Genomic DNA, 23,602 nt, shown 5'->3' with positions numbered 1-23,602 from the left:
ATGGATTTTATGACCAATGAAGCGCTGACTCCGGCGCAAGAAACGCAGTATCTCACTGCGTATCTGCCGTTGGTAAAACGTGTGGTAAGACAGCTGTCTTACCAAACAAGCAGCGTTCTCGACCGCGAGGACATGGAACAGATCGCCCTAATGGGGTTGCTCTCGTCCTTGCGTCGTTACGGACATCCCGATGAGCAGTTCGGTGCTTATGCTATTCACCGAATTCGCGGCGCCGTGTTAGATGAACTGCGTCAGTTAGACTGGCGCCCGCGCCGCTTACGACAGAAGACCCACAAACTGAATGACGCCATCCGCGAGCTGGCGCGAGAGCTAGGCAAAGAACCTAGCTATGAAGAAATTGCAGGGCGACTGGAGATCTCGCCGCAGGAGTATCAGGAATATCTGTTGCTCGACTGCGCTAAGTCGCTGGAAAGCCTTGATGATTTACTCTCTAACGACGGCGTGGGCTCCGCGCTCAATAGCCGTCCGTTGGAGGACGAGATGATGGTCAGCAATACCTTGCGTGTTGCTTTGGCCAGCCTCGACAAACGCGAGCAGCTGATCTTGAGCCTCTATTATCAGCATGAAATGAGTCTGAAAGAGATAGCACTGGTGCTGGATCTTACCGAGGCCAGAGTCTGTCAGCTCAATAAGAAAATTACAGAAAAAATTAAAAGCTTTTTCTAGAAGTGGAACCACTATGCAGAAATTATTAGGTCTGATTATTATTTTCGTCTGTGTACTCGGCGGCTTCATTATGTCGGGTGGGCGTTTGGCTTCTTTTTGGCAACCTGGCGAAATCGTTATTATTCTTGGCGCGGGTTTAGGGGCCATGGTTTTGGCCAACCCAAAACATGTGCTGGTTGAAATGTGGCGCCAATTCCGTGGTGCACTGCGCAAAAACGAATACACCGACGAATACCAGCGTCAGCTGCTGATGCTGTTATATGAGCTGTTAGAACTGGTTCAGGACGGTGGTTTGAAAGTTCTGGATGAGCATATTGAAGTACCGGAAAGCAGCTCGCTGTTCCAGAAATACCCGCTGATTTTGCTTGATAAAGATCTGGTGACCTTTATCTCGGATAACTTCCGTTTGATGGCGATGGGTAAGATCAACGAACACGAACTGGAAGGTATTCTTGAGCAAGAACTGGGCGCGATGGAAGAAGAGCTTCTGCTGCCTTCACGTTCTTTACAGCGTACCGCTGAAGCGATGCCAGGCTTTGGTATTTGTGCCGCCGTTCTTGGGATCATCATCACCATGGAATCTATCGATGGTTCGATTGCGGTCATCGGTATTAAAGTGGCAGCGGCGCTGATTGGTACATTCTTGGGCGTATTTATCTGTTACTGCCTGATGGATCCGGTGGCTAATGCCATGGAACAGCGCGCTAAAACGCAGATGGCGGTGCTGGAATGCGTGCGTACCGTGCTGGTTAACCATGTGGCGGGCAAACCAACCCTGCTGGCCGTGGATGCGGGCCGTAAGATGTTGCCAATGGATTCCAAACCGACCTTCGCTACGCTGGATTCTTGGGTGAACCAGATGGTGGGGGGTAACTGATGCGCTCCCCAAAAGGTAAAGGTCACACCACGATAATCAAACGCTCCTCGCGTAAATCGCACGATGCGATTCACGGTGGGGCGTGGAAGGTTGCCTTTGCTGACTTTACGCTCGCAATGATGGTGCTGTTTATGGTGCTGTGGATTATGGGTTCGGTGACTGAAGAAGAGCGTAAAGAAATTGTCTCTACCCTCAATAGCGAATCCATTTTTGATGGCATGTCGATAAACCCTATCACGCAAAAGAACTCTGGTGGGGGAAGTAACCCGATTCTGGAAGGTAAGCGTAGCGGTGATGAAAATACCGAAGGCAGCGGCTCGGGCTCAGACAACGGTGGTATCAAGAGCGACCAACCAAAGCAATCCGTGGCTGACATCGTCAATAAAACGGAATCGCTAGAAGAGGTTAACAAACGCTCTCAGCAAGAAATGGAAGAGCTGGCACGCATCATCTTACAGGTCACATCGGCGTATAACGCGCAGACCAATATGAAGATGGAAATTGTGCCGCAGGGGCTGCGTATTTTGGTACAAGACGACCAAAAGCGTGAAATGTTCCAGCGCAGTAGCGCCATTTTGACACCGTTCTTTAACCGCCTGCTACGAGACTTGGCGCCGGTATTTAATAAACTGGACAACAAAATTATTATTACGGGCCATACCGATTCATCACGCTACCGCGATCAGGATTTGTACAACAACTGGAACCTGTCGGGCGATCGTGCGATGGCGGCACGCAAGGCGTTGGCACGCGGCGGCTTGGAGATGGATAAAGTATTGCAGGTGAACGCCATGGCTGACCAAATGCTGTTGGATAACGATCAGCCGCTGAGTGCAACCAACCGTCGTATCGAGATTATGGTGCTAACGCATACAGCATCGGATTCTCTGTATCAGTTCTTTGGTAATCACGGCGATAAAGTTGTGAAGCCAATTGCGGATAAGATCAGTAAGCGGTAGTTCGTTGCCGACCCCACCCTAACCCTCCCCTTCACAGGGGCGGGAACCGTTCGGCGATGTTTGCAAGATCCTCGATCTGCTCCTCCCCCTGCGAAGGGGGAAGCTGGGAGGGGGGTTGCTTCACGAAATACCAGACATGAATTTATTTCACCTCCCCCTGAACATTCATCATGCGAGAAATTCATTTAACTGTTGACTCAGTGACCAACTTACGGCAATTTCATGTTTAGACGTCTAAACGTATAGACGCTTAATGAAAACGATAATAAAAAGTGTGACTACGCACGAACAGGTCAATAAGAGGAAGACAGGGTATGAGTTTCTTTCACGCAAATCAGCGCGAGGCGTTGAACCAAAGTCTGGCAGAACTGCACGGACAAATTAATGTGTCATTTGAGTTCTTCCCGCCACGCACGAGCGAAATGGAAGATACTCTGTGGCAGTCCATCGACCGCTTGAGCAGCCTGAAGCCGAAATTTGTTTCTGTGACCTACGGCGCTAATTCTGGTGAGCGTGATCGTACCCACAGCATTATCAAAGGCATTAAAGACCGCACCGGTTTAGAAGCCGCACCGCATTTGACCTGCGTTGATGCCACCCGTGACGAGCTACGCACCATTGCACAGGATTACTGGAATAACGGTATCCGCCATATCGTGGCTCTGCGCGGCGATTTGCCCGCGGGCGGCGGTAAACCCGATATGTATGCCTGCGATCTGGTCTCATTATTGAAAGAGGTCGGCGATTTTGATATTTCCGTTGCCGCCTACCCTGAGGTTCATCCTGAAGCCAAAAGCCCACAGGCCGATCTTATTAATTTAAAACGTAAAATTGATGCCGGTGCCAACCGCGCTATTACTCAATTTTTCTTCGATGTTGAAAGCTACCTGCGTTTTCGCGACCGCTGCGTTGCGACGGGTATCGACGTGGAAATTGTGCCGGGAATTTTGCCTGTCTCGAACTTTAAGCAGCTTCAGCGCTTTGCGACCATGACCAACGTGCGCGTGCCGCACTGGATGACCAGCATGTTTGAAGGGCTGGATGACGATGCTGAAACGCGCAAAATGGTGGGCGCGAATATCGCGATGGACATGGTGAAAATCCTCAGCCGTGAAGGCGTGAAAGACTTCCATTTCTATACCCTAAACCGCGCAGAAATGAGCTATGCCATCTGCCATACGCTCGGTGTGCGCCCTGAGGTTCATTCACCGATTATTGCGTAACTTGCCAAGACCCCCTCCCAGCCTCTCCCTTGGCAGGGGGAGGAGCACATCGAGAATTCTCACAACCTACGCCGAACGGTTCCCTCCCCTGTGAAGGGGATGGCTAGGGTGGGGTCATGTTTCCACGCAAAAAAAACCACGCATTTAGCGTGGTTTTCTATTTTGCAGAACTGCAAACATTAATATTCCCAAGTATCTGGGTCGATACCCATCTCTCTCATCAATATTTTTGCCGCTTCTGGGATTTCATCGCTACGCTCTTTACGCAGATCGGCATCGTTAGGCAGCGGTTGGCCAGTAAACGCATGCAGAAACGCTTCACACAGCAACTCACTGTTGGTTGCGTGACGTAGGTTGTTGACCTGACGGCGCGTGCGCTCGTCGGTTAAGATTTTCAGCACTTTCAGCGGAATAGATACAGTGATCTTTTTCACCTGCTCGCTTTTTTTGCCGTGCTCAGCATAAGGGCTGATGTATTCGCCATTCCATTCAGCAGCCATGGGGGGATACCTTAATTAGACTTAGTTATTTTGAGAAACGGCTAATTATGTCCGATCCTCACGATTTATGCTCACGAAGTGTCTGATTTATCGGTTTATGCCACCGTTTTGTGACTTCAGTACACCTCAAACTGACATAATTTTAGCGGTTATTTCCTCAAGGCTCAATCTATACGCAAAGAAGTTTAGATGTCTAGAAGTATTGACGTCCATATGTGAAGCGATTAATCTTTATTCCACTTTCACCCGACACATCATCCAGCGCGGAGAGAACAACGTGACATATAAGCAGGCAACACTTGCAGTGCGCAGTGGTTTAAATGATGACGAGCAGTATGGTTGCGTCGTTCCGCCCATCCATCTTTCCAGTACTTACAACTTCACCGATTTCAATGAACCGCGCGCACATGACTATTCTCGTCGTGGAAATCCTACGCGTGATGTGGTGCAGCGCGCGCTGGCTGAGCTAGAAGGCGGCGCTGGCGCGGTGATGACCAGCACGGGTATGTCGGCAATTCATCTGGTGTGTACGGTTTTCCTCAAACCAGGCGATTTGCTGGTGGCGCCGCACGACTGCTACGGCGGCAGCTATCGCCTGTTCGATAGTTTGGCGAAGCGCGGGGCGTATAACGTGCTGTTTGTCGATCAGGGTGATGCGCAGGCTCTCGCTGCCGCGTTGGAACAAAAACCTAAGCTGGTGCTGATTGAAACCCCAAGTAATCCGCTGCTGCGCGTGGTGGATATTGCCGCTATTTGCACAGCGGCTAAGGCCGTGGGCGCGTTAACGGTGGTTGATAACACCTTCTTGAGCCCGGCGCTGCAACAGCCATTAAAATTAGGTGCAGATTTGGTTCTGCATTCCTGTACCAAATATTTAAATGGCCATTCCGACGTGGTAGCGGGAACCGTTATCGCCAAAGATCCTGAGCATGTTACCGAGTTAGCATGGTGGGCGAATAATATAGGCGTGACCGGCAGCGCTTTTGACAGCTATCTCCTGCTGCGTGGCCTGAGAACTTTAAGCCCTCGCATTCAGCTACAGCAGCAAAACGCGTTGAAAATTGTGGAGTTCCTCAAGCATCAACCGCTGGTGAAAAAGCTTTATCATCCTTCTTTGCCAGAAAACCAAGGGCATGAAATTGCCTGCCGCCAGCAGTCTGGATTTGGCGCGATGCTGAGCTTTGAACTGGATGGCGATGAAGCCTTGCTGCGACGATTCCTAAAATCGCTGCAACTGTTTACACTGGCAGAATCTTTAGGCGGCGTGGAGAGTTTAATTTCCCACGCAGGCACGATGACTCACGCGGGTATGGCTCCAGAGGCGCGCAAGGCCGCAGGTATTTCAGAAAGCCTGCTGCGTATTTCTGTAGGTATCGAAGACGGTGACGATTTAATTTCCGATCTGGAGCAGGCGTTCCAGAAAGCTAACAGCCAACGCTAATGTGCTGTTTCTCAAGCGATAACGCTGCATATTAGGCTGGTTTTAAGAGGTAAAGAATGAGCGCACAACCGGTAGCGGGGCAGGCGGTAGGACGCCAGCTGCATAAGTTTGGCGGCAGTAGTTTAGCCGATGTGAAATGTTATCTGCGCGTCGCAGGGATTATGGCGGAGTACAGCTTCCCTGGCGATATGATGGTTGTTTCCGCAGCGGGTAGCACCACCAACCAGCTGATTAGCTGGTTGAGGCTAAGCCAGACCGACCGGATCTCTGCGCATCAGGTTCAGCAGGCGTTACGTCGCTATCAGAGCGAACTCATTACGGGTTTGTTGCCCGCTGAACTTGCCGAGCCTTTGGTTGCGCTCTTTACTCAGGATTTAGAGCGCCTAGCCGCTTTACTCGATGAGCCGATGTGCGATGCGACCTATGCGGAAGTGGTGGGCCACGGTGAAATTTGGTCTGCGCGTTTGATGTCGGCGCTGCTCAACGTGAAAGGTATGGAGTCAGAGTGGCTGGATGCGCGTAGTTTCCTGCGCGCCGAACGTTCTGCCCAGCCACAGGTTGATGAAGGCCGATCTTATCCTCTATTACAGCAACTTCTGGCGCAGCACCCTAACAAACGCCTCGTCGCCACGGGTTTTATCTGCCGTAACGATGCGGGTGAAACCGTGCTGTTAGGGCGTAACGGTTCTGACTATTCCGCCACGCAGATCGGCTCATTAGCGGGCGTTTCTCGCGTGACGATTTGGAGCGACGTGGCCGGTGTGTACAGCGCTGACCCTCGCAAGGTTAAAGATGCCTGCCTGCTGCCACTGTTGCGTTTAGATGAAGCCAGCGAACTGGCACGCTTAGCCGCGCCGGTTCTGCATGCGCGTACGTTGCAGCCAGTTTCCGCCAGCGATATTGATTTACAGCTGCGCTGTAGTTATCAGCCAGAGCAGGGATCAACGCGTATTGAGCGTGTTTTGGCATCTGGCACCGGTGCAAAAATTGTTACCAGCCACGATGAAGTGTGCCTGATTGAGCTTAACGTTCCGCAAAGCCATGATTTTGAACATGTGCGTCAGGAAATTGACCGCGTGCTCAAGCGCTCTCAGCTGCGTCCATTAGCGACCGGCGTCCATCGCGATCGCCATATGATCCAGCTGTGCTATACCGCCGAAGTGGTGGAAAGCGCGATGAAGCTGTTGGAAGAGTCAGGCGTTCCAGGTTTGCTCCAACTGCGTGAAGGACTAGCGCTGGTGGCATTAGTCGGCGCAGGCGTATGCAAAAATCCCCTGCACAGCCACCGTTTCTATCAGCAGTTAAAAGATCAGCCAATTGAGTTCTTCTGCCAGTCAGAAGACAGCATCAGCTTGGTGGCGGTATTGCGCCGTGGCCCAACTGAAGCCCTGATTCAAGGCTTGCACACCACGCTGTTCCGCGCTGAAAAACGTGTTGGGCTGGTATTGATGGGCAAGGGCAACATCGGTTCGCGCTGGTTAGAACTGTTTGCGCGTGAGCAGGAGAATATTTCTGCCCGCAGCGGTTTTGAATTTGTGCTGGCTGGGGTGGTGGATAGCAGCCGCAGCTTGCTGAATTATGAAGGCTTAGACGCGAGCCGCGCATTGGCATTCTTTGATGATGAAGCACAGGAGATGGATGAAGAAAGCCTGTTCCTGTGGATGCGTGCTCATCCTTATGACGATTTAGTGGTGCTGGATGTTACGGCGAGCGAGTCGTTAGCACAGCAGTATCGTGATTTTGCCAGCTATGGTTTCCACGTCATTAGTGCGAACAAATTAGCTGGTGCATCGTGCAGCGATGATTATCGTCAAATCCGTGATGCCTTTGAGAAAACCGGCCGCCACTGGTTGTATAACGCTACCGTCGGTGCTGGCTTGCCGGTGAACTATACGGTTCGCGATCTGCGTGACAGTGGCGACTCCATCTTGTCGATCAGCGGGATTTTCTCCGGTACGTTATCTTGGCTGTTCCTGCAATTTGACGGGACGGTTCCGTTTACCGAATTGGTCGATCAAGCATGGCAGCAGGGACTGACCGAGCCCGATCCGCGCGTTGATCTCTCTGGTCAAGACGTGATGCGTAAGCTGGTGATCTTGGCGCGTGAAGCAGGTTATGACATTGAACCGAATCAGGTGCGTGTGGAATCGTTGGTTCCGGCGGGCTGCGAAGGGGGATCTATCGATCACTTCTTCGAAAACGGCGAAGACCTAAACGAACAAATGATCCAACGTTTAGAAGCCGCCAACGAAATGGGTCTGGTGCTGCGTTATGTCGCTCGATTTGATGCCAACGGTAAAGCGCGCGTTGGCGTGGAAGCCGTTCGTCCAGAACATCCGCTGGCGGCGCTGTTGCCATGTGACAACGTGTTTGCCATTGAAAGCCGCTGGTATCGTGATAATCCGCTGGTTATCCGTGGCCCAGGCGCAGGACGCGATGTGACGGCTGGGGCGATTCAGTCGGATTTGAATCGGTTGGCGGCGCTGCTGTGAGTTGGGGTTGAGCGCTTAGGCAATTGTTCTTATTGGCAGTGGTTTTCTATCTCTTTGATAGAGCGGTGAAGGGTTTCGTACTAATTGCCTATGCCGAATATTTTAGGTCTTATGCATATTACGTCCGCCTAAAAGACCTAGTTTCACATTGAGACTGTGCAGGCGTCCGTATTGGCAGCGGTTTTCTATCTCTATGATAGAGCTGTGAAGGGTTTCGTCCGCCAGTCAGCAAATTTGTTTCCATGAAATCGCCGGTGTAGGCGTCCGAGAAGAGGTTGCCAGCGCGCAACCTCTTCACTCTCGCGCTTTTTACCGCGTTGCTTGGCCGACCGGTCTCGGAGCGCACATCCCTGTGCGCCCTCAACCTGCCACCAGCACCCCTGCTGGCGGCTCTAAAATGCATTCTTTAAACATAAAAAACAAAAGACATTTTTGTCTTCTTATCTTCTTATTTTATTTCTCTATTTTCTTTTTACTGTTTAAGCCTTGGTAGAGAGAGCCGCCGGTACAGGGATGTACCGGCGGAGTTTGGGGCGCCCGGGATGGGCGATACCAAACCGGAGCGGAGATGGTGTCTCGGATAAAAGCGCGAGGATTGAAGGGGCGCGCGCTGGCGCCCCTCATCGGTCGCCTACCTCGGATGTTGCATGGAAACACGACTGCGAGCAGGCGAACGAAACCTTACACCCATTCAGCCATAAATCTGGTGGTCGAAACCTTACACCGTAATGACCTAACCAATCAGAGACAAAGTTTCATTCCGCACTATTCCTCCCCCCTAATTCAAGATAACCTTACCCTGCTAACTTTTTATTAACAGGAGTCACACATGTCTTCTCATGATGAGTATCTACAGCGTGCATTAGCGCTGGCGGCGGATAGCGTTGAGCAGGGCGGGCGTCCATTTGGTGCGGTGATTGTGCGCAACGGTGAGATTGTTGCCGAGGCCGTAAATACCATTCATCTCAATGGCGATCCAACGGCGCATGCTGAGTTGAACGGTATTCGTGAGGTTTCTGCTCATCTGGGAAGCGCCGCGCTGCGTGACTGTACGGTGTATGCGAGCGGTCAGCCTTGTCCGATGTGCCTCAGCGCCATGTATCTGACCGGTGTAAAGGCGGTGTATTTCGCCAACGGTAACCAGGATGGGGAAGAGTATAAATTATCGACTGCGGCGATTTATCAGCAATTACAGCTGCCGTTAGAACAACAATCTTTACCGATTCACCATTTACCACAGCTAAACGCTCGCAAGCTGTATGAACGTTGGGCGCAAAAGCAGTCATGAGCCAGACACAAAAACAAAGTTTGATGTTGTTAGTTTTGGTGTTAATCGGCCTGAATATGCGGCCGCTTCTTACCTCTATCGGACCATTATTGCCGCAGCTGCGTGAAGCGAGCGGCATGAGCTTTACCGCCGTTTCATTATTAACCGCCTTGCCGGTGGTGGCGATGGGCGTATTAGCGTTGGCGGGAGGCTGGGTCGATCGCCATATCAGTGAACGTAATAGCGTGGCGCTGAGCTTGCTGGCGATTGCCGTTGGCGCGCTGCTACGTGAGCTTGCTCCGCAAAGTCTTGTGCTGTTAAGCAGTGCATTGCTGGGCGGGATTGGTATCGGGATTATTCAGGCCGTTATGCCTGCGGTGATTAAACGCTCATTTCAGCGGCGTATGCCGTTGGTGATGGGATTGTGGTCGGCGGCGCTGATGGGCGGTGGTGGTTTGGGGGCCGCGCTAACGCCGTGGCTTGCGCAGCACAGCGATGTTTGGCACCGCTCTTTGGCGTGGTGGGCATTACCTGCTGTAATTGCGTTGATTGGCTGGTGGCCACAGAGCAAAACGCTGGCGCAGCCAATAAAACACGCGGTGTCAGCCCAGCCGCTGCGCTTACATATCAGCCCGCGCGCATGGACGCTGGGTCTCTATTTTGGACTGATCAATGGCGGTTATACCAGCCTGATCGCATGGCTGCCGCCCTACTACATGCAACTGGGCTCCAGCGCGCAGTTTAGCGGGAGTTTGCTGGCGTTGATGACGGTTGGACAGGCGGCAGGGGCATTAATATTGCCAATGTTTGCGCGTCGTCAGGATCGACGCGTGCTGCTGTTGGCGGCGTTAATGCTACAGCTGATTGGGTTCTGTGGTTTTATCTGGATGCCTTTGCAGATGTCCGTGCTATGGGCTGTTGTGTGCGGCTTTGGACTCGGCGGCGCGTTCCCTTTGTGTTTGGTGTTGGCGCTCGACCACTCGCCTCAACCCGCGATTGCAGGGCGCTTGGTGGCCTTCATGCAGGGGATCGGTTTTATTGTGGCAGGCCTGTCACCCTATCTTTCTGGATTGTTGCGTAGCCTCAGCGGTAACTTCCTGATGGATTGGATATTCCACGCGTTATTGGTGGTGGGTTTAATGCTGTTGACGCTGCGCTTTGTTCCATCGCGCTATCCGCAAGAATGGGCTGCGCCCGCCGCCGAACACCGTTAAAAAAACCGCCAGCGGTTAAGGCGCTGGCGGCAGTTTTTTTAGCAAAGTGATGTTATTTGAGCGTGATGGTCAGGCTGTTAACCCCATCAGCAGGCGTGATGATAACGCCCATTTCTCCCGTATGCACCGTGCTGCTTTCCTGTGCTATCGCTCGATGAATATTGCGTAAGCATAGGCTCCAGCGTTGAGCGTTTCCGGTGCTCGAAACATGCAACTGATTGCCTTTACGCTGCACGCAAAGCGTAAATTGAGTTTCACCGTCGGCAGCAGGAATAACGGCCTGCGTTTGGGTATTTTCCTCTAAGGCAAACAGATGGAAGCAGGTGCTATCTGCGTAGTCATAATCAGGTTTTTGGCTGTTATTACCGATAGCGATCAGGCTGTTAGGGCGTACGTACAGCGGCAAACTGTTGAAGTCGTGCCGTTCTCGGTGCCAGCCACCGGTGGCTTCTTGGTTGGTATAGAGATGTGTCCAGCGGCCCGCGGGTAAATAGACGCTGACGTCACCGTTTTCGCTAAATACCGGCGCGACTAGCAGCGAATCTCCCAACATGTATTGGCGATCCAGATAATCGCAGCCCGGATCCTCTGGGAATTCCAGCATCATCGCGCGCATCACCGGCGTACCTGTTTTGGCAGCCTGAGCAGAGGTGGCGTAGAGGTACGGCATTAGGCGGCATTTCCACTCGGTGAAGAAACGTACCACGTCGCAGGCTTCATCGTCATACGCCCACGGTACGCGGTAGGATTTACTGCCGTGCAGGCGACTATGGCTGGAGAGCAGGCCAAAGGCGCACCAACGTTTGTAGACGTGTGCCGGTGCCGTATTTTCAAATCCGCCGATGTCATGGCTCCAGAAGCCAAAACCAGACAACCCAAGAGATAGTCCACCGCGTAGGCTTTCTGCCATAGATTCATAGGTAGCGTAGCAATCGCCGCCCCAGTGAACCGGAAACTGCTGCGCGCCGACCGAGGCCGAGCGGGCAAACAGCACCGCTTCGTCTTTACCTAACTCTTGTTGTAAAACTTCATACACCAACTGGTTGTAAATAAAGGCGTAATGGTTATGCATTTTTTGCGGGCAGGAGCCGTCGTGCCATACCACGTCGGTTGGAATTCGCTCACCAAAATCGGTTTTAAAGCAGTCAACGCCCATGTGGATTAAGCGTTTGAGATGGCCTGTATACCAGTCGCGGGTGGCGGGATTAGTGAAATCAACGATGCCCTGTCCCGGTTGCCATTTATCCCATTGCCATACGTCGCCATTTGGGCGTTTGAGCAGATATCCTTTCTCCATTCCCTCTTTAAACAGCGGCGATTTTTGCCCGATGTAAGGGTTAATCCACACGCATATTTTTAGCCCGCGCGCTTTCAAGCGTTGGAGCATACCTTCCGGATCGGGGAAGGTTTCAGGGTCCCATTCGAAATCGCACCACTGAAATGCCTTCATCCAGAAGCAGTCAAAATGGAACACGTGCAGCGGCAAATTGCGCTCAGCCATGCCGTCGATAAAGCGGTTAACGGTTTTTTCGTCGTAGTTGGTGGTAAATGAGGTGGTAAGCCAAAGGCCAAATGACCACGCTGGCGGTAGCGCTGGGCGGCCAGTGAGGCGAGTATAACGGTCTAGAACCTGTTTGGGCGTTGGGCCGTCAAAGACCAAATATTCCAGATATTCGCCCTCAACGCTGAATTGCACCTTGGAGACTTTTTCCGAACCTACTTCAAACGAAACACATTCGGGGTGATTTACTAACACGCCATAGCCGCGATTGGTCAGATAGAACGGAATATTTTTATAGGCCTGTTCGGTGCTGGTGCCGCCGTCGCGGTTCCACGTTTCTACGTTTTGCCCATTTTTGACGAAAGCCGTAAAGCGTTCGCCGAGGCCATAGACGGTTTCTCCCACGCCGAGATCGAGACGTTCATAGAGATAGGTTTTGCCATCTTTGGCATTTTGAATATAGCCGTTCGATTTAGCCACGCTGCCGGTGATGCGTTCGCCGTGACGCAGGAAATCCAGCGCCCAGTTTTCCCCTTTGGTTACCCGAACGCTTAAATCGCCACTGTGCAGTGCGGCGTAATCATCGGTATTCTCCATCCGCAGGGGGTGTTCGGTGGTGTGGTGTAAAGGATAGTGCGGCCCGCGCTCTATTCGTCCAGCAAAATGTGCAATATGTACGCCAATGATACCCTCCTGTGGAGAGAAAAAGCGTAGTGTAAACAGCGGGGTATCCAGCTGCGCTGATCGAGCGCTGGCTTCACGCGGCGCGGCGTAAATAACCATTTCTCGGGCGTGCTGCTCGACGTCAAACACGTATAACGGGTGGATGAGGTTGAGTCCTTCATGGATGAGCCAATTGCCGTCACTGATTTTCATGACTTAAATCCTCTGCTGTCTTCATATCTTGATTGAATGCGTGTTCGTTGCGGCGCACGCCATCGGCCAGCTCTTTTAAAATGCGGTTTATGAACGGCGTACGCAGGGTATATAGGCGAGCGGCGATAAGCGCACTCAGGAAATAGCAAGCGGCGGGAACCAGCGTGAACAGGGCGATAATGCACATGATGGTGGCGCTGTTTTGCGTGGCAGCTCCCGATTGATATCCCGCTCCCGCCAGCATCCAGCCAATCAGCGCGCCGCCGAGGGCGAGCCCGAGTTTTAAGACGAACAGCGTACCCGCAAAGCTAATCCCCGTGAGGCGTTTGCCGCCTTTCCATTCGCCATAATCAACGGTGTCGGACATCATCACCCACTGGATTGGGGTGACGAGCTGATGTAAAACACCGATGATAAAGATGAAGATAAACATAGTGATATTGGCGCCAATGGGCACAAAGAACATCGCTATGCTGAGTACGGCGAGAAGGGCGTTGGTCCACCAGAATACGCTGACTTTGCATTTCCAGTCGGTCAGCGGTTTGGCTGCTGCGCTGCCTAACAAATTGCCTACGCAATAGGTGGTGAGAAACCAGGTAAACACCAGCGGGTTGCCGAGAATATAGGTGACGTAGTACATCATGGCGCCGCCGCGCACTGAGACAGCCAAGATATTCAAAATAGTGAGCAGGCCAACGATGCGCCATTGATCGTTGCGAATGATATCGCGCAGATCTTCACGCATGCTGCCCTGCATTGTGCCTTCATCGCTGATGCGCTCTTTGGTGGTGGCGAAACAGATAGCCAGCATGATGACGGCCACTAAGGCGAGCACCGCAATACCGCCTTGAAAGCCGAAGGCCTGATCGCCTTTACCAATAAGACTGACCAGCGGCATCATGAGCACGGTGCTTAACATTCCGCCCGCGGTGGCCAACACAAAACGGTAGGACTGAAGAGAGATTCGTTGCGTCGGATCGGCGGTAATCACGCCGCCTAGCGCACAGTACGGAATGTTGACGACGGTATACATCAGCGTCAGCAAGGTGTAAGTGATGGCGGCATAAATCATTTTGCCGGTTAGGCTGAGCTCGGGCGTGCTATAGGCAAATATGCAGACGATGCCAAAGGGAATAGCGGCAAAAAGCACATAAGGCCGAAATTTGCCCCAGCGGGTGCGGGTACGGTCAGCGACTAACCCCATGATAGGATCGGAAATCGCATCGAGCGCACGCGCTAGCAGGAACATAGTGCCGACGAAGCCAGCGGGAATGCCAAAAATATCCGTATAAAAAAACATCATGTAGAACATGACGTTGTCAAAAATAATATGGCTTGCGGCATCGCCGAGGCCATAGCCGATTTTTTCTCGCTTTGTCAGAATGTGGCTGCTCATATATCCCTCTAAAGGCGTTTGTATCGTGGATTCGATACGCCATTCTTAGAGCAAGGATAAGCCGCTAACCATTGTGTTTTTTCATTCTGAAATTATGTTTTGTGTTTTATGTGACCGCGATAACTTGTTTTTATATTCAATGATTTAAATTATAAATATGGCGCGACCTTAACATTTATCGCGCCTATAAATTAGGCCTGTGTACGCCAGTAGTCGTAATAAATATGGTCTACTTGAAAATCGATATTGCTTGCGTCACCGGTGAGTTTCCAGCCGAGGTGGAAAGCAAAATCGAAAGCAACGCCAAGGCCTTTCCCACTGAGCAAATTGCCATCTTCGACGATCTTTTCATCCACGTAGATGCCGTCTTTAACATCCTGATGCAGATCGCCTGAGCACGTATAGCGGCGGCCATTGAGGAGATTATTTCCTCCTAAAACGCGTGCGGCGGCAGAGCAAATTGGGCAGATCCATTTTCCTGCGGCGTCGTGGCGGCGGATAAATTCAACAACCAGTGGATTGGCGGCCAGATTGACGGTTCCTTCAGGCCCGCCGGGGATAACGACGGCGTCAAAGGTTTCATCCATGCTGCGTTCGAGAAGTACATCGGCAAACATGCGAATGTTGTGATAGCTGGTGAGCTCCAACATATCCTGACAGGCCAACGTGGTGACGTGGATGTCCAGACGACGCAGAACGTCGATGGTCATGATCGCTTCCGCTTCTTCAAACCCTTTCGCCAGTAGTACAGCGACTTTCTTAGACATGGTATCTCCTGCAGATAAGGTGACGGCTATTTATGCAGCAAAGAGTACCAAACTTGTGTTGATTAAAATAAAACGTTGTTTTATTTATGAAGAGCGTATCGCGAAACTGGGATTTTCCACTTAGCACGTGAGGTTTTTCAGGGTATAATCGCCGACTCTTCAGATCTCCCAATGGAAGATCATCGTCCCCGGTGGGGCGGCTGGACTTCAAATCCAGTTGGGGCCGCCAGCGGTCCCGGGCAGGTTCGACTCCTGTGATCTTCCGCCAATTTGCCTCTCCTGAACTCCACTGTCTCAATTAAATCCCCTATAATACCCGCAATTACTGCTGATTATGTTCTCCCGAGGTCAACTGTCTCTATCAGAATCAAGTGTATTCTGGGGGCATAATGGGGGGCATGATTTATAGCCCCATTTTGAGATGCCCCCAATGAAGCTAACAGTCAGACAAATCGATACAGCCAAACCCAAAGAGAAGCCGTACAAGCTATCTGATGGTAGAGGCCTCTATCTTGAAGTAACCGCCAACGGTTCACGCTACTGGCGTTTAAAGTATCGTTATGCAGGTAAAGAAAAGCGCCTCGCCTTTGGCGTTTATCCTGAGGTGTCTCTTGCTCAAGCCCGTGAAAAACGTGAAGCTGCGAAAAAGTTACTATCTGCTGGAAGCGATCCCGGAGAGCTAAAGAAAGCAGAGAAAATCGCTCAAAAGCTCAACTATGAAAATACCTTCGAAGCTATTGCCCGGGAATGGCATCAACTGAGAACGGATCGTTGGTCGTTACGTTATCGTGATGAAATTATTGATACCTTTGAAAAGGATATTTTCCCCTACATCGGTAAGCGTCCCATAGCTGAAATTAAGCCCATGGAATTGCTGGAAACTCTTCGCCGGATGGAAAAACGTGGCGCATTAGAAAAGATGCGTAAAGTCAGACAGCGCTGCGGTGAAGTATTCCGTCATGCGATCGTGACCGGACGCGCTGAATACAATCCTGCACCTGACCTCGCTACAGCCCTCGCAACACCAAAGAAAACGCATTTTCCTTTCCTAACTGCCGAAGAGCTTCCTCACTTTCTTAGAGATCTTGCAGGCTATACCGGGAGTGTTATTACCAAGACTGCAACTCAAATCATCATGCTTACAGGGGTACGAACTCAGGAATTACGTTTTGCCCGTTGGGAGAATATTAATTTTGAAAAGCGTCTCTGGGAGATCCCTGCTGAAGTCATGAAGATGAAACGACCACACATCGTTCCGATGTCGGATCAGGTTGTAGAGCTCTTTGAGTCACTTAAGCCTATTACCGGGCTGTACCCACTTGTATTCGTCGGACGCAATGATCGAACGAAGCCGATCTCAAAGGAAAGCGTTAATCAGGTGATTGAGTTATTGGGATATAAAGGAAGGCTGACGGGGCATGGATTCCGCCACACGATGAGTACCATCCTGCATGAAGAAGGCTTTAACTCAGCGTGGATTGAAACGCAGCTTGCGCATGTGGATAAGAACGCGATACGTGGGACGTATAACCATGCTCAGTATTTGGAGGGGCGCAGGGAGATGATGCAGTGGTACTCAGACTATTTATTTGATCTATACCATGAACGTAGAATCTTACATGCGGTAGTGTAATAAACTGATATCTATGGTTTTATATGCTTTCTGTGTATATCTAACCTACCGCTCGATTTTGCTCTGATTCTCATTTATAGTTAACAGCATCAGCTAGTTACATACAGCATTGTTCAAAGTATCTCTATGCAAAGCTATTGAGTGCATCAATTGCGGTAGCCTTACTTGCAGTAACTGGTATGAGCTCATACCAGTTACTGCAAGCAATTTTATTACCAGTGTGCAAATATTTCAGGTGAGATAATTGTCTATTACATCTTCCCAGCAGTTTTTATTGGATGAAATCAATAAAAGTATTAACATAATAAAGTGCAAGGCAAAATGGAATAAAACAAAATTAAAAGTGTTTTTTTTCATAACTATATTTCTGAGCACTGTTATTACACTGATATTAGCCTTCGATATATCAGAATATGAAAAAATACAGAAAAACTCGGCTCTCATTGTTAGTGCCTGTCTTACTCTAGTAAGTGGATGGACCGCGAGATTTGATTATCAAAAATTGTGGTTTAGGCAAAAAGCTACTTTGCTAGCCATGTATCAACTTAGAAACAAAGTTAATTATTTAAATTCCAAAGAAAATATAATCCAATCAGATGTTGATGGTCTTTTTGATGAATACAAATCTATTTGGGAAAAAGATAGTCAAGAGTGGAACAATATTCACAAAGAATATATTGAAAGCAAAAATATAAAATCAGAAGTTCAATATGACGGAACTACACAGAAATGAAAATCAGCAAACTAAATATTGACAAGATAATTATCCACCAAATTCATCAACGCGACGAAGAAGGAAGCAAAATAGAACCAACAAGAGGCTCCTCATTTATAAAATTTGATGATGATGCTTTGCAGGGTTTCAAATCTCGAGTAATTGATGCTTTAGGAGATGGTTCTAAAGCAGTAAAAATGCAAATTAAGGAACAAGGAAAAGATTATGTCCCTTATATTTCTACGACCTTAGTTGATAAAGAGGGAGAGGATTATATTGATGAGACTTACACAATAGCTAATAAACTGGCTGATGCACAGACAAGACGAGCAATTCCAGGCGGAATTGTTGTAATTTTTTCTGGAGACTATAGTGTAAACAAAAGAAAATTCATTGGGATTATCAAGGCTGATATTCATAGTGCATATGAGAAAGTTATTGACAAAAATACGGGCCAAATATCGTTAAAATTCGTGGAAGAAATATTACTTACACCGTCCACGAAACTTTATAAAACCGCCGGTTTTTTCCAATCAACTAATTCTCTTAATAATACTGATCTTAATGAATCATGGGATGTGATGATTTCTGACTATCAAATCAGTAAATCGGATGGTAAAGCAGCAGCTCAATATTTTTATCAAAATTTTTTGGGTTGCGGTTACCCAGAAACAAGTGCTCGCACAACAAAGAATTTTTATGAAAAAACGAGTGAATTTCTTAATGAATTAGATGTCAGCGAAGAAAAGAAAAATGTGCTTAAAAATGCATTAGTTACATATCTTAAACATGAGAAATCGGATGTAATTTCAGCTAAAGATTATGCCGAAAGATTTTTTGATGATGATGTGAAGGATCTTTATCTTGAGTATGCTCATGAATCTGGTATACCACAAACCTCTTTCACAAGAGACAATGAGCATATTGAAAGCAAACTAAAAACAAGAAAGCTTAACTTTAGTAAAAATATAAAAATTACAGCCCCTGCGGAAGTCTTTAAAAGCCATATTGTAATTGAATCTACTATAGGTGAACTCGATAAAGATGGTAAACCTGCTGAGTGGACGACAATCCTCATCAAGGACAAGATAACCCTTCAGGAATGAGCTAATTAATGAATGAATTAGAGTTTTCGCAACGTTGGGAAAAAGAACAACCTATGTATAAAGCATGGGGGGATTTTGTCGTCTCAAATATTTGCAAAAAACTCACAGAAAATACAGAGCGAGACCTTAATAACTTTCTCAAGCAACCTGCAACACCAAGAATAAAAGAAAAGACTTCTCTAATCGATAAAGCTTTTCATCGAAAAGAAAAATCATACAATAATCCTTACCAAGAGATTGAAGATAAGGTTGGTATCAGGTTTGTCGTTTTGCTTACTTCAGACATAGATGAAGTATGTGAAATAATAAAAAATAGTGATAAATGGCTTTATAAGACATCAAGACACTACGAAGAAGAAAGACTAAATACACCGCTAATTTTCACATACCAATCCGTACATTTTATTGTAACTGCGAAAGAAACCTTTGATTATAACGGAGTTATCATTGATCAAGGTATTCCGTGTGAGATACAAGTTAGATCTTTATTACAACATGCCTATGCAGAGTTAACTCATGATGCCATATATAAAGCAAAAACTATAGTTGAGCCAGATATACATAGAACTGTAGCAAAAAGTATGGCATTAATAGAAACAACGGATGATTTTTTTTGTTCAGTCTCAAAAGCAATCAACGCAGCATCTGATGGTTACGCAGGAATTCAGCGAGCTTTAGATAATCTCTACATGGCTTTAACTAAGAATAGACCAAACAACCAAAAATCGACTTTATTAATACTAGATACATTTAAAGAAGTGATCAAACCCGACACGATAGAAAGATTACATCAATTTATAGAAGATACTCCTGAGCTCGAATCGTTAATTCAAGATGGTAAAAAAGAAAGTAGTTTCTTTGAACAAAGCGTTATTATTTTCGTTTACTGGTTAATTAAAAGGCGGAAATCTACTTTAGAAAAAGAATGGCCACTAGATTGGAGACTAATCCAAAAAATGGCCACGGATCTAGGGGTTGCGCTTGAAAGAAAAACATAAACTATCTTCAATTGTTAAACCCTGATAGATGATATTTCAATCAGGGTCAATTCTAAATTTTCATATGTCCAAGCTTAATTAAAACTCATTAATGCCAGATCGGTTATAGTTGATATACCATGTCCTTTTACTATTCATTTAATTGATACCTTGTAGGGCGGTTTAGTTTTTTTACCAAACCATCTTCTTCAGCGCGTTTCAACCAATCAAGCACTTGCGATTTATTCAACCCTGTGACCTCTGTTAATTTATCGACTGTAAATGGCGATTCGGCCAACCGTTGTAATTCTGTCATGAATAGCCGATAAAAATCTACAGAATTCACAACTACCTCTTTTCCCTTTAATTGGTTTTCCGTAGTTACTAGATTGGGAGTCTCTTCATTAATAGTAGCAGTCCGTTCTTTCTTGAGAGCTTGGGTTGAAGATTTTACTGCAGGTTCAATAATCAATTCTGGATGCGACAATTCTGAAAAAAGATCTTGGGATTCTACTTTTAACTGCATTTTTGATCTGTCATCATTTTTTAGCAAATCCTCGATTGATAGGCCATTATCATCACTTGGTAACCAGTATCCCCCTTTGTTCACTAAATCAGCATTAGCCGAATCTATGTCGGTTGTTGGATTGACCCACAGTGGCACCCATCCTTTCTTAAGATTTTCCTCTGCCCCACTAATTGTTCCCCCCTTTCGACCAGAATGAATAACCAATGCACTATCCGACAAGCAATAGATATATTTATTGCGAGCCATGGCATTTCCCGCATAGAAACTAGCTTCAGGGTAAAATGGGGATATCAGTACAATATGGTCATTCATAAGACCCTTGCGCCATTTGACGCTAGTAGCAGCTTTTAACAAACTATCTGCCAAAATCCCGATTACAGTTCCACCTTGCCTCATTGCACCTAACATTGCTGTTTCGTCCACCCCACGGGCAGCACCAGATACAACGGCTATATTTTCTTCCGCAGCTTTAGCGCCAATGTAATCGGTAAAATTAAGGTCTGATGCATTGGCATTTCGAGAACCAATGACAGCCAATCCCCCTCTATTTAATAAGGATTTATTACCACAGCCAAATAAAACAGGGGGAGAGTCTGTTTTGAGGCGATGCTTTAATCTCCATGGATATTCTGGATCAGAACGTGTCACTACCCACAAGCCTGCCCGTTGCCATTTCTCCATAGCCAAAGCGAGACTATGTCCTCGATTCATTAACTCAATGATCCGATCCGTACTGATACGGGAGTCATACCAGCCATTCAGTAAGGTTTGAGGGTCAGACTCCAACAAATCAGCTGGCGTTACTGCTTTTTCTTTCAACCATAGCGCAAAACGACCCCATTCAGCATTGGAAAGTGGTTTGGCGGTTTCGCTAGTTGCTTTAGAAAAATAACTAGTCAGAAGTAAGGTCGCTTGGGCCGTTTTTGACAATAAGTTAGATACATTCATGATTCTTTTACCGAAGATGAAGCAAGTGCCACAGGGTATACTTTACCACTACCTGCTCGTTGTAGGAGTGCTGCGATGACAGTTAGCGTCCAGCCTGAATCTACAATGTCATCTACAAGTAAAACCGATGTGTTAGGGAGAGGTTGATTAATCTCAAAAGCGCCGTCAAGATTTCGGCATTGATGGAAACGGTTTTGTTGACCTTTTTGCGGTTGGTTATCTCTGATCTTGCTAACGACATCGAAAAAAGGTAATCCCAAACATACTGCCAAGCGCCGAGCAAAATCAGGAACTAATTGTAGATGATTGCGTGAAGGGACACAGCATATCCATTGTGGTGCTGGGTTTGGTTGCCAACGCTGCTGAATCATCTCGGCCATAGCCACCACCAGCTCATCATCAAAATGATCCGCACGTTTATTTTCGGCTACTAAGCGCCCCCAACCAGCATCCCCCCAACGAGACAATACTCTACCTTCTTGCGCTCTAATCTGCTGAGGCAAATTGCCTCTGAAACCATATTGTAAAAATGCATTAGCTGCGACCTGAGCTTTTGGAGTAATCGGCATTTCTGCATGTTTTAGGAAAGTCCCTGCACGATGCACCAAAGCAGGGTCAATGATTTGATTTATAATTGGTTGACCAACACAGGATGAGCATTTACCACATGGAGTTGGATCGGGATCGTCCAGAGAACGGCGTAGAAATGCCATTTTACATCCAGGGTCGTTAAGGTACGCCTGAATCTCTTCCCATTCCTGAATACGTTGTCCTGTCAAATGAGCAATTCTGGCATGATTCATTTGATAGCGAACTGCAGTCCTAACCCAACGATTTTCATTTTTAATGACAGGAGCCGGATTTTCTACACTCAGTAACTTGAGTACTTTCTCAATCTGACTGTACCGTAGGTTAGTTTCCTCCTCGATGCTGCGAAGTGATAGACCATCACTATTTTCCAGCACTTGAAGAATATCGTTAACCTGGTCTTCCGATGGAAATGCAGAATCGCGGAAAAAATCGTGAATGTCGTTATCTTCTATCCCCGACATCAGTATACCTGTTGCATGAGCAATGCCGCGCCCAGCTCGCCCTACCTGTTGGTAGTATGCAACGATTGAACTCGGAGCTTGGTAATGAATTACAAAACTTAAATCAGGTTTATCATAACCCATACCCAACGCGGTCGTTGCTACTAAAACCTTAAGCTGGTTGTTAAGTAACAATTCTTCCAAGTACTCACGGTAAGCATTGCTGTTCTCAAAACCTTCCGCCTCAATGCTACCGTGGTATGCCTTGGCAACTATACCGTGCATGCTTAGCCATTCTGCCACCTGGTCGGCATCGCGAACTGTTAATGCATAAATAATGCCAGTCCCTGGTAGCATAGGAATAACTTGGGCGAGCCAAGCTAAACGAGAGGCCTGATCAGGTAAAGACATCGTTTGAAGAGCGAGGCTTTCGCGAGTTAGAGGGCCTCGGTAGATTTGTATATCGCCAAGCTGGGTTTGGATATCGTCAACAACTCGGTTATTGGCTGTTGCAGTCGTACCTAGTACTGGGGTGTTGGCGGGCAGTTGACGAAGGATATTGACGATACGGCGATAATCAGGACGAAAATCATGACCCCAATCTGAAATACAGTGTGCTTCGTCAATCACCATTAGGGCGATACGATCGGCAATGGGCTGCAGGACTGTTTCGATAAAAATATCATTTGCTAGTCGCTCTGGAGAAATGAGCAAACAGTCTATTTTGTTATTGAGAACACGCTGAGTTACAGCCTGCCAATCATCCCTATTAGTCGAATTCATTGTTTCGGCAACTATTCCCAAACGATGCGCTGAATCAATCTGATTACGCATTAATGCAAGCAGTGGCGATACAATAATCGTAGGCCCCATCTCGCGGTCGCGGAAGATTTTGGTGCTAATAAAATACACCGAGCTCTTACCCCAGCCGGTACGCTGTACAACTAGTAGCTTCTGACGATGGTTAACCAATGCATCGATGGCTTCCCATTGACCATCTCGAAATTCAGCAGCAGGGTTAGCCAAAGCAGTCTGCAGCAGTTGTTGGGCTTGCGCTCGGTTCATTGTTGCTCCTTAAGTTGCAATATTTTCGGGTCACGTCTAATGAGGTAGCATAAAAGCGCCTTTACCGCTCTCAAGATTGTTCTTTAGTCCATTTGTCATCAAGCTCATCTTTACCTTACTTTTCATTATGCAGTTTTTTTAATTTTCATTGAAGGTTGAGTCACGCTCACTAGACTAGCCCTGCTACGATTGTTTGCTTTCTTGTGACTACCCGCACAGCAAGTGCGGGGCATAGTCTCCAACCATACCAAGAACGATGGCACAAGCAGTGGTGGCTAATATTGCAACAATGTTTTAATGTGTTGTGGATGCTTATTTGAGAGGTAAAACGTTTCATAACGGGTTTACGACATCACCTGAAGCTTTTTAGGGATGGCAGCTTTTAAGCTCGACACATT

General features: G+C 48.0%; 18 protein-coding genes and 1 tRNA gene. 13 read left to right on the top strand and 6 right to left on the bottom strand.

Annotated features, from left to right (window positions below):
• The 4 genes from U0008_RS21170 to metF all read left to right on the top strand — a co-directional run bounded on the left by U0008_RS21170 (position 1) and on the right by metF (position 3,746).
• Positions 1-687, top strand: a complete 687-nt coding sequence (locus tag U0008_RS21170; RefSeq protein ID WP_040044399.1) for a FliA/WhiG family RNA polymerase sigma factor — start codon at positions 1-3, stop codon at positions 685-687.
• A gap of 13 nt (positions 688-700) precedes the next feature.
• On the top strand, positions 701-1,564 hold the full coding sequence (gene motA, locus U0008_RS21165; RefSeq protein WP_025799621.1) for a flagellar motor stator protein MotA: 864 nt from the start codon (positions 701-703) through the stop codon (positions 1,562-1,564).
• A complete protein-coding gene (lafU, locus tag U0008_RS21160; protein WP_043489797.1) occupies positions 1,564-2,523 on the top strand; it encodes a putative lateral flagellar export/assembly protein LafU in 960 nt (319 codons plus the stop codon). The genes motA and lafU overlap by 1 nt, the downstream gene beginning before the upstream one ends.
• Positions 2,524-2,837: 314 nt before the next feature.
• The gene (gene metF / locus U0008_RS21155; protein ID WP_025799618.1) at positions 2,838-3,746 is read left to right on the top strand and encodes a methylenetetrahydrofolate reductase; all 909 of its coding nucleotides are present in this window, start codon (positions 2,838-2,840) and stop codon (positions 3,744-3,746) included.
• Positions 3,747-3,925: 179 nt separating this feature from the next.
• On the opposite strand, the gene metJ is transcribed toward metF, so the two are convergent.
• A complete protein-coding gene (metJ, locus tag U0008_RS21150) occupies positions 3,926-4,246 on the bottom strand; it encodes a met regulon transcriptional regulator MetJ (protein WP_025799616.1) in 321 nt (106 codons plus the stop codon).
• Positions 4,247-4,523: 277 nt separating this feature from the next.
• Here metJ and metB point away from each other — a divergent pair, with 277 nt between their 5' ends.
• From metB to U0008_RS21130, 4 genes are all read left to right on the top strand, one after another.
• Complete coding sequence (metB, locus tag U0008_RS21145) at positions 4,524-5,687, top strand: cystathionine gamma-synthase (protein ID WP_040044400.1); 1,164 nt, start codon at positions 4,524-4,526, stop codon at positions 5,685-5,687.
• Between the two features lie 56 nt (positions 5,688-5,743).
• On the top strand, positions 5,744-8,179 hold the full coding sequence (locus U0008_RS21140; RefSeq protein WP_043489794.1) for a bifunctional aspartate kinase/homoserine dehydrogenase II: 2,436 nt from the start codon (positions 5,744-5,746) through the stop codon (positions 8,177-8,179).
• An 829-nt stretch (positions 8,180-9,008) separates the two neighbouring features.
• The gene (locus tag U0008_RS21135; RefSeq protein WP_043489791.1) at positions 9,009-9,467 is read left to right on the top strand and encodes a nucleoside deaminase; all 459 of its coding nucleotides are present in this window, start codon (positions 9,009-9,011) and stop codon (positions 9,465-9,467) included.
• A 23-nt stretch (positions 9,468-9,490) separates the two neighbouring features.
• Positions 9,491-10,660 (top strand): cyanate transporter, encoded by a 1,170-nt coding sequence (locus U0008_RS21130; RefSeq protein WP_230793528.1) that lies wholly within the window; start codon positions 9,491-9,493, stop codon positions 10,658-10,660.
• Between the two features lie 52 nt (positions 10,661-10,712).
• On the opposite strand, the gene yicI is transcribed toward U0008_RS21130, so the two are convergent.
• The 3 genes from yicI to U0008_RS21115 form a co-directional block, all read right to left on the bottom strand.
• Positions 10,713-13,037, bottom strand: a complete 2,325-nt coding sequence (yicI, locus tag U0008_RS21125) for an alpha-xylosidase (protein WP_043489786.1) — start codon at positions 13,035-13,037, stop codon at positions 10,713-10,715.
• Entirely contained in the window at positions 13,024-14,433 is a 1,410-nt protein-coding gene (locus U0008_RS21120) for a glycoside-pentoside-hexuronide family transporter (RefSeq protein ID WP_025799604.1), read from the bottom strand. The genes yicI and U0008_RS21120 overlap by 14 nt, the downstream gene beginning before the upstream one ends.
• A 191-nt stretch (positions 14,434-14,624) precedes the next feature.
• A complete protein-coding gene (locus U0008_RS21115; protein WP_043489784.1) occupies positions 14,625-15,200 on the bottom strand; it encodes a DJ-1/PfpI family protein in 576 nt (191 codons plus the stop codon).
• Between the two features lie 173 nt (positions 15,201-15,373).
• Between U0008_RS21115 and U0008_RS21110 the strand changes: the two genes are divergently transcribed.
• The 5 genes from U0008_RS21110 (at position 15,374) to U0008_RS21090 (ending at position 19,652) form a co-directional block, all read left to right on the top strand.
• Positions 15,374-15,468, top strand: a tRNA-Sec gene (locus U0008_RS21110).
• A 162-nt stretch (positions 15,469-15,630) separates the two neighbouring features.
• Positions 15,631-16,833, top strand: a complete 1,203-nt coding sequence (locus U0008_RS21105) for a tyrosine-type recombinase/integrase (RefSeq protein WP_019078030.1) — start codon at positions 15,631-15,633, stop codon at positions 16,831-16,833.
• A 244-nt stretch (positions 16,834-17,077) separates the two neighbouring features.
• Positions 17,078-17,566 (top strand): SLATT domain-containing protein, encoded by a 489-nt coding sequence (locus tag U0008_RS21100; protein ID WP_051874047.1) that lies wholly within the window; start codon positions 17,078-17,080, stop codon positions 17,564-17,566.
• On the top strand, positions 17,563-18,654 hold the full coding sequence (locus tag U0008_RS21095; RefSeq protein ID WP_043489780.1) for a nucleoid-associated protein: 1,092 nt from the start codon (positions 17,563-17,565) through the stop codon (positions 18,652-18,654). The genes U0008_RS21100 and U0008_RS21095 overlap by 4 nt, the downstream gene beginning before the upstream one ends.
• A gap of 8 nt (positions 18,655-18,662) precedes the next feature.
• Positions 18,663-19,652, top strand: coding sequence for a GTP pyrophosphokinase (locus U0008_RS21090; RefSeq protein ID WP_043489778.1), 990 nt, complete (start codon positions 18,663-18,665; stop codon positions 19,650-19,652).
• Positions 19,653-19,782: 130 nt separating this feature from the next.
• Here U0008_RS21090 and U0008_RS21085 read toward each other — a convergent pair whose 3' ends face one another.
• Both U0008_RS21085 and U0008_RS21080 read right to left on the bottom strand, forming a co-directional pair.
• Entirely contained in the window at positions 19,783-21,108 is a 1,326-nt protein-coding gene (locus tag U0008_RS21085) for a DNA-processing protein DprA (protein ID WP_043489776.1), read from the bottom strand.
• Positions 21,105-23,204, bottom strand: coding sequence for a RecQ family ATP-dependent DNA helicase (locus U0008_RS21080; protein WP_043489774.1), 2,100 nt, complete (start codon positions 23,202-23,204; stop codon positions 21,105-21,107). The genes U0008_RS21085 and U0008_RS21080 overlap by 4 nt, the downstream gene beginning before the upstream one ends.
• Positions 23,205-23,602 lie beyond the last annotated feature (398 nt).

This window comes from Hafnia alvei (genome assembly GCF_034424155.1).
Taxonomy (GTDB): domain Bacteria; phylum Pseudomonadota; class Gammaproteobacteria; order Enterobacterales; family Enterobacteriaceae; genus Hafnia; species Hafnia alvei.
The sequence above is the reverse complement of the archived record's forward strand: the minus strand, read 5'-3'. Positions and strand labels throughout refer to the sequence as shown.

What these genes read in the sequence shown, in the direction of transcription:
- metF (WP_025799618.1), top strand. Translation starts at nt 2,838, where the DNA reads ATGAGTTTCTTTCACGCAAATCAGCGCGAGGCGTTGAACCAAAGTCTG.
- lafU (WP_043489797.1), top strand. Translation starts at nt 1,564, where the DNA reads ATGCGCTCCCCAAAAGGTAAAGGTCACACCACGATAATCAAACGCTCC.
- U0008_RS21140 (WP_043489794.1), top strand. Translation starts at nt 5,744, where the DNA reads ATGAGCGCACAACCGGTAGCGGGGCAGGCGGTAGGACGCCAGCTGCAT.
- motA (WP_025799621.1), top strand. Translation starts at nt 701, where the DNA reads ATGCAGAAATTATTAGGTCTGATTATTATTTTCGTCTGTGTACTCGGC.
- metJ (WP_025799616.1), bottom strand. Translation starts at nt 4,246, where the DNA reads ATGGCTGCTGAATGGAATGGCGAATACATCAGCCCTTATGCTGAGCAC.
- U0008_RS21115 (WP_043489784.1), bottom strand. Translation starts at nt 15,200, where the DNA reads ATGTCTAAGAAAGTCGCTGTACTACTGGCGAAAGGGTTTGAAGAAGCG.
- U0008_RS21080 (WP_043489774.1), bottom strand. Translation starts at nt 23,204, where the DNA reads ATGAACCGAGCGCAAGCCCAACAACTGCTGCAGACTGCTTTGGCTAAC.
- yicI (WP_043489786.1), bottom strand. Translation starts at nt 13,037, where the DNA reads ATGAAAATCAGTGACGGCAATTGGCTCATCCATGAAGGACTCAACCTC.
- U0008_RS21085 (WP_043489776.1), bottom strand. Translation starts at nt 21,108, where the DNA reads ATGAATGTATCTAACTTATTGTCAAAAACGGCCCAAGCGACCTTACTT.
- U0008_RS21090 (WP_043489778.1), top strand. Translation starts at nt 18,663, where the DNA reads ATGAATGAATTAGAGTTTTCGCAACGTTGGGAAAAAGAACAACCTATG.
- U0008_RS21130 (WP_230793528.1), top strand. Translation starts at nt 9,491, where the DNA reads ATGTTGTTAGTTTTGGTGTTAATCGGCCTGAATATGCGGCCGCTTCTT.
- U0008_RS21105 (WP_019078030.1), top strand. Translation starts at nt 15,631, where the DNA reads ATGAAGCTAACAGTCAGACAAATCGATACAGCCAAACCCAAAGAGAAG.
- U0008_RS21120 (WP_025799604.1), bottom strand. Translation starts at nt 14,433, where the DNA reads ATGAGCAGCCACATTCTGACAAAGCGAGAAAAAATCGGCTATGGCCTC.
- U0008_RS21135 (WP_043489791.1), top strand. Translation starts at nt 9,009, where the DNA reads ATGTCTTCTCATGATGAGTATCTACAGCGTGCATTAGCGCTGGCGGCG.
- U0008_RS21095 (WP_043489780.1), top strand. Translation starts at nt 17,563, where the DNA reads ATGAAAATCAGCAAACTAAATATTGACAAGATAATTATCCACCAAATT.
- U0008_RS21170 (WP_040044399.1), top strand. Translation starts at nt 1, where the DNA reads ATGGATTTTATGACCAATGAAGCGCTGACTCCGGCGCAAGAAACGCAG.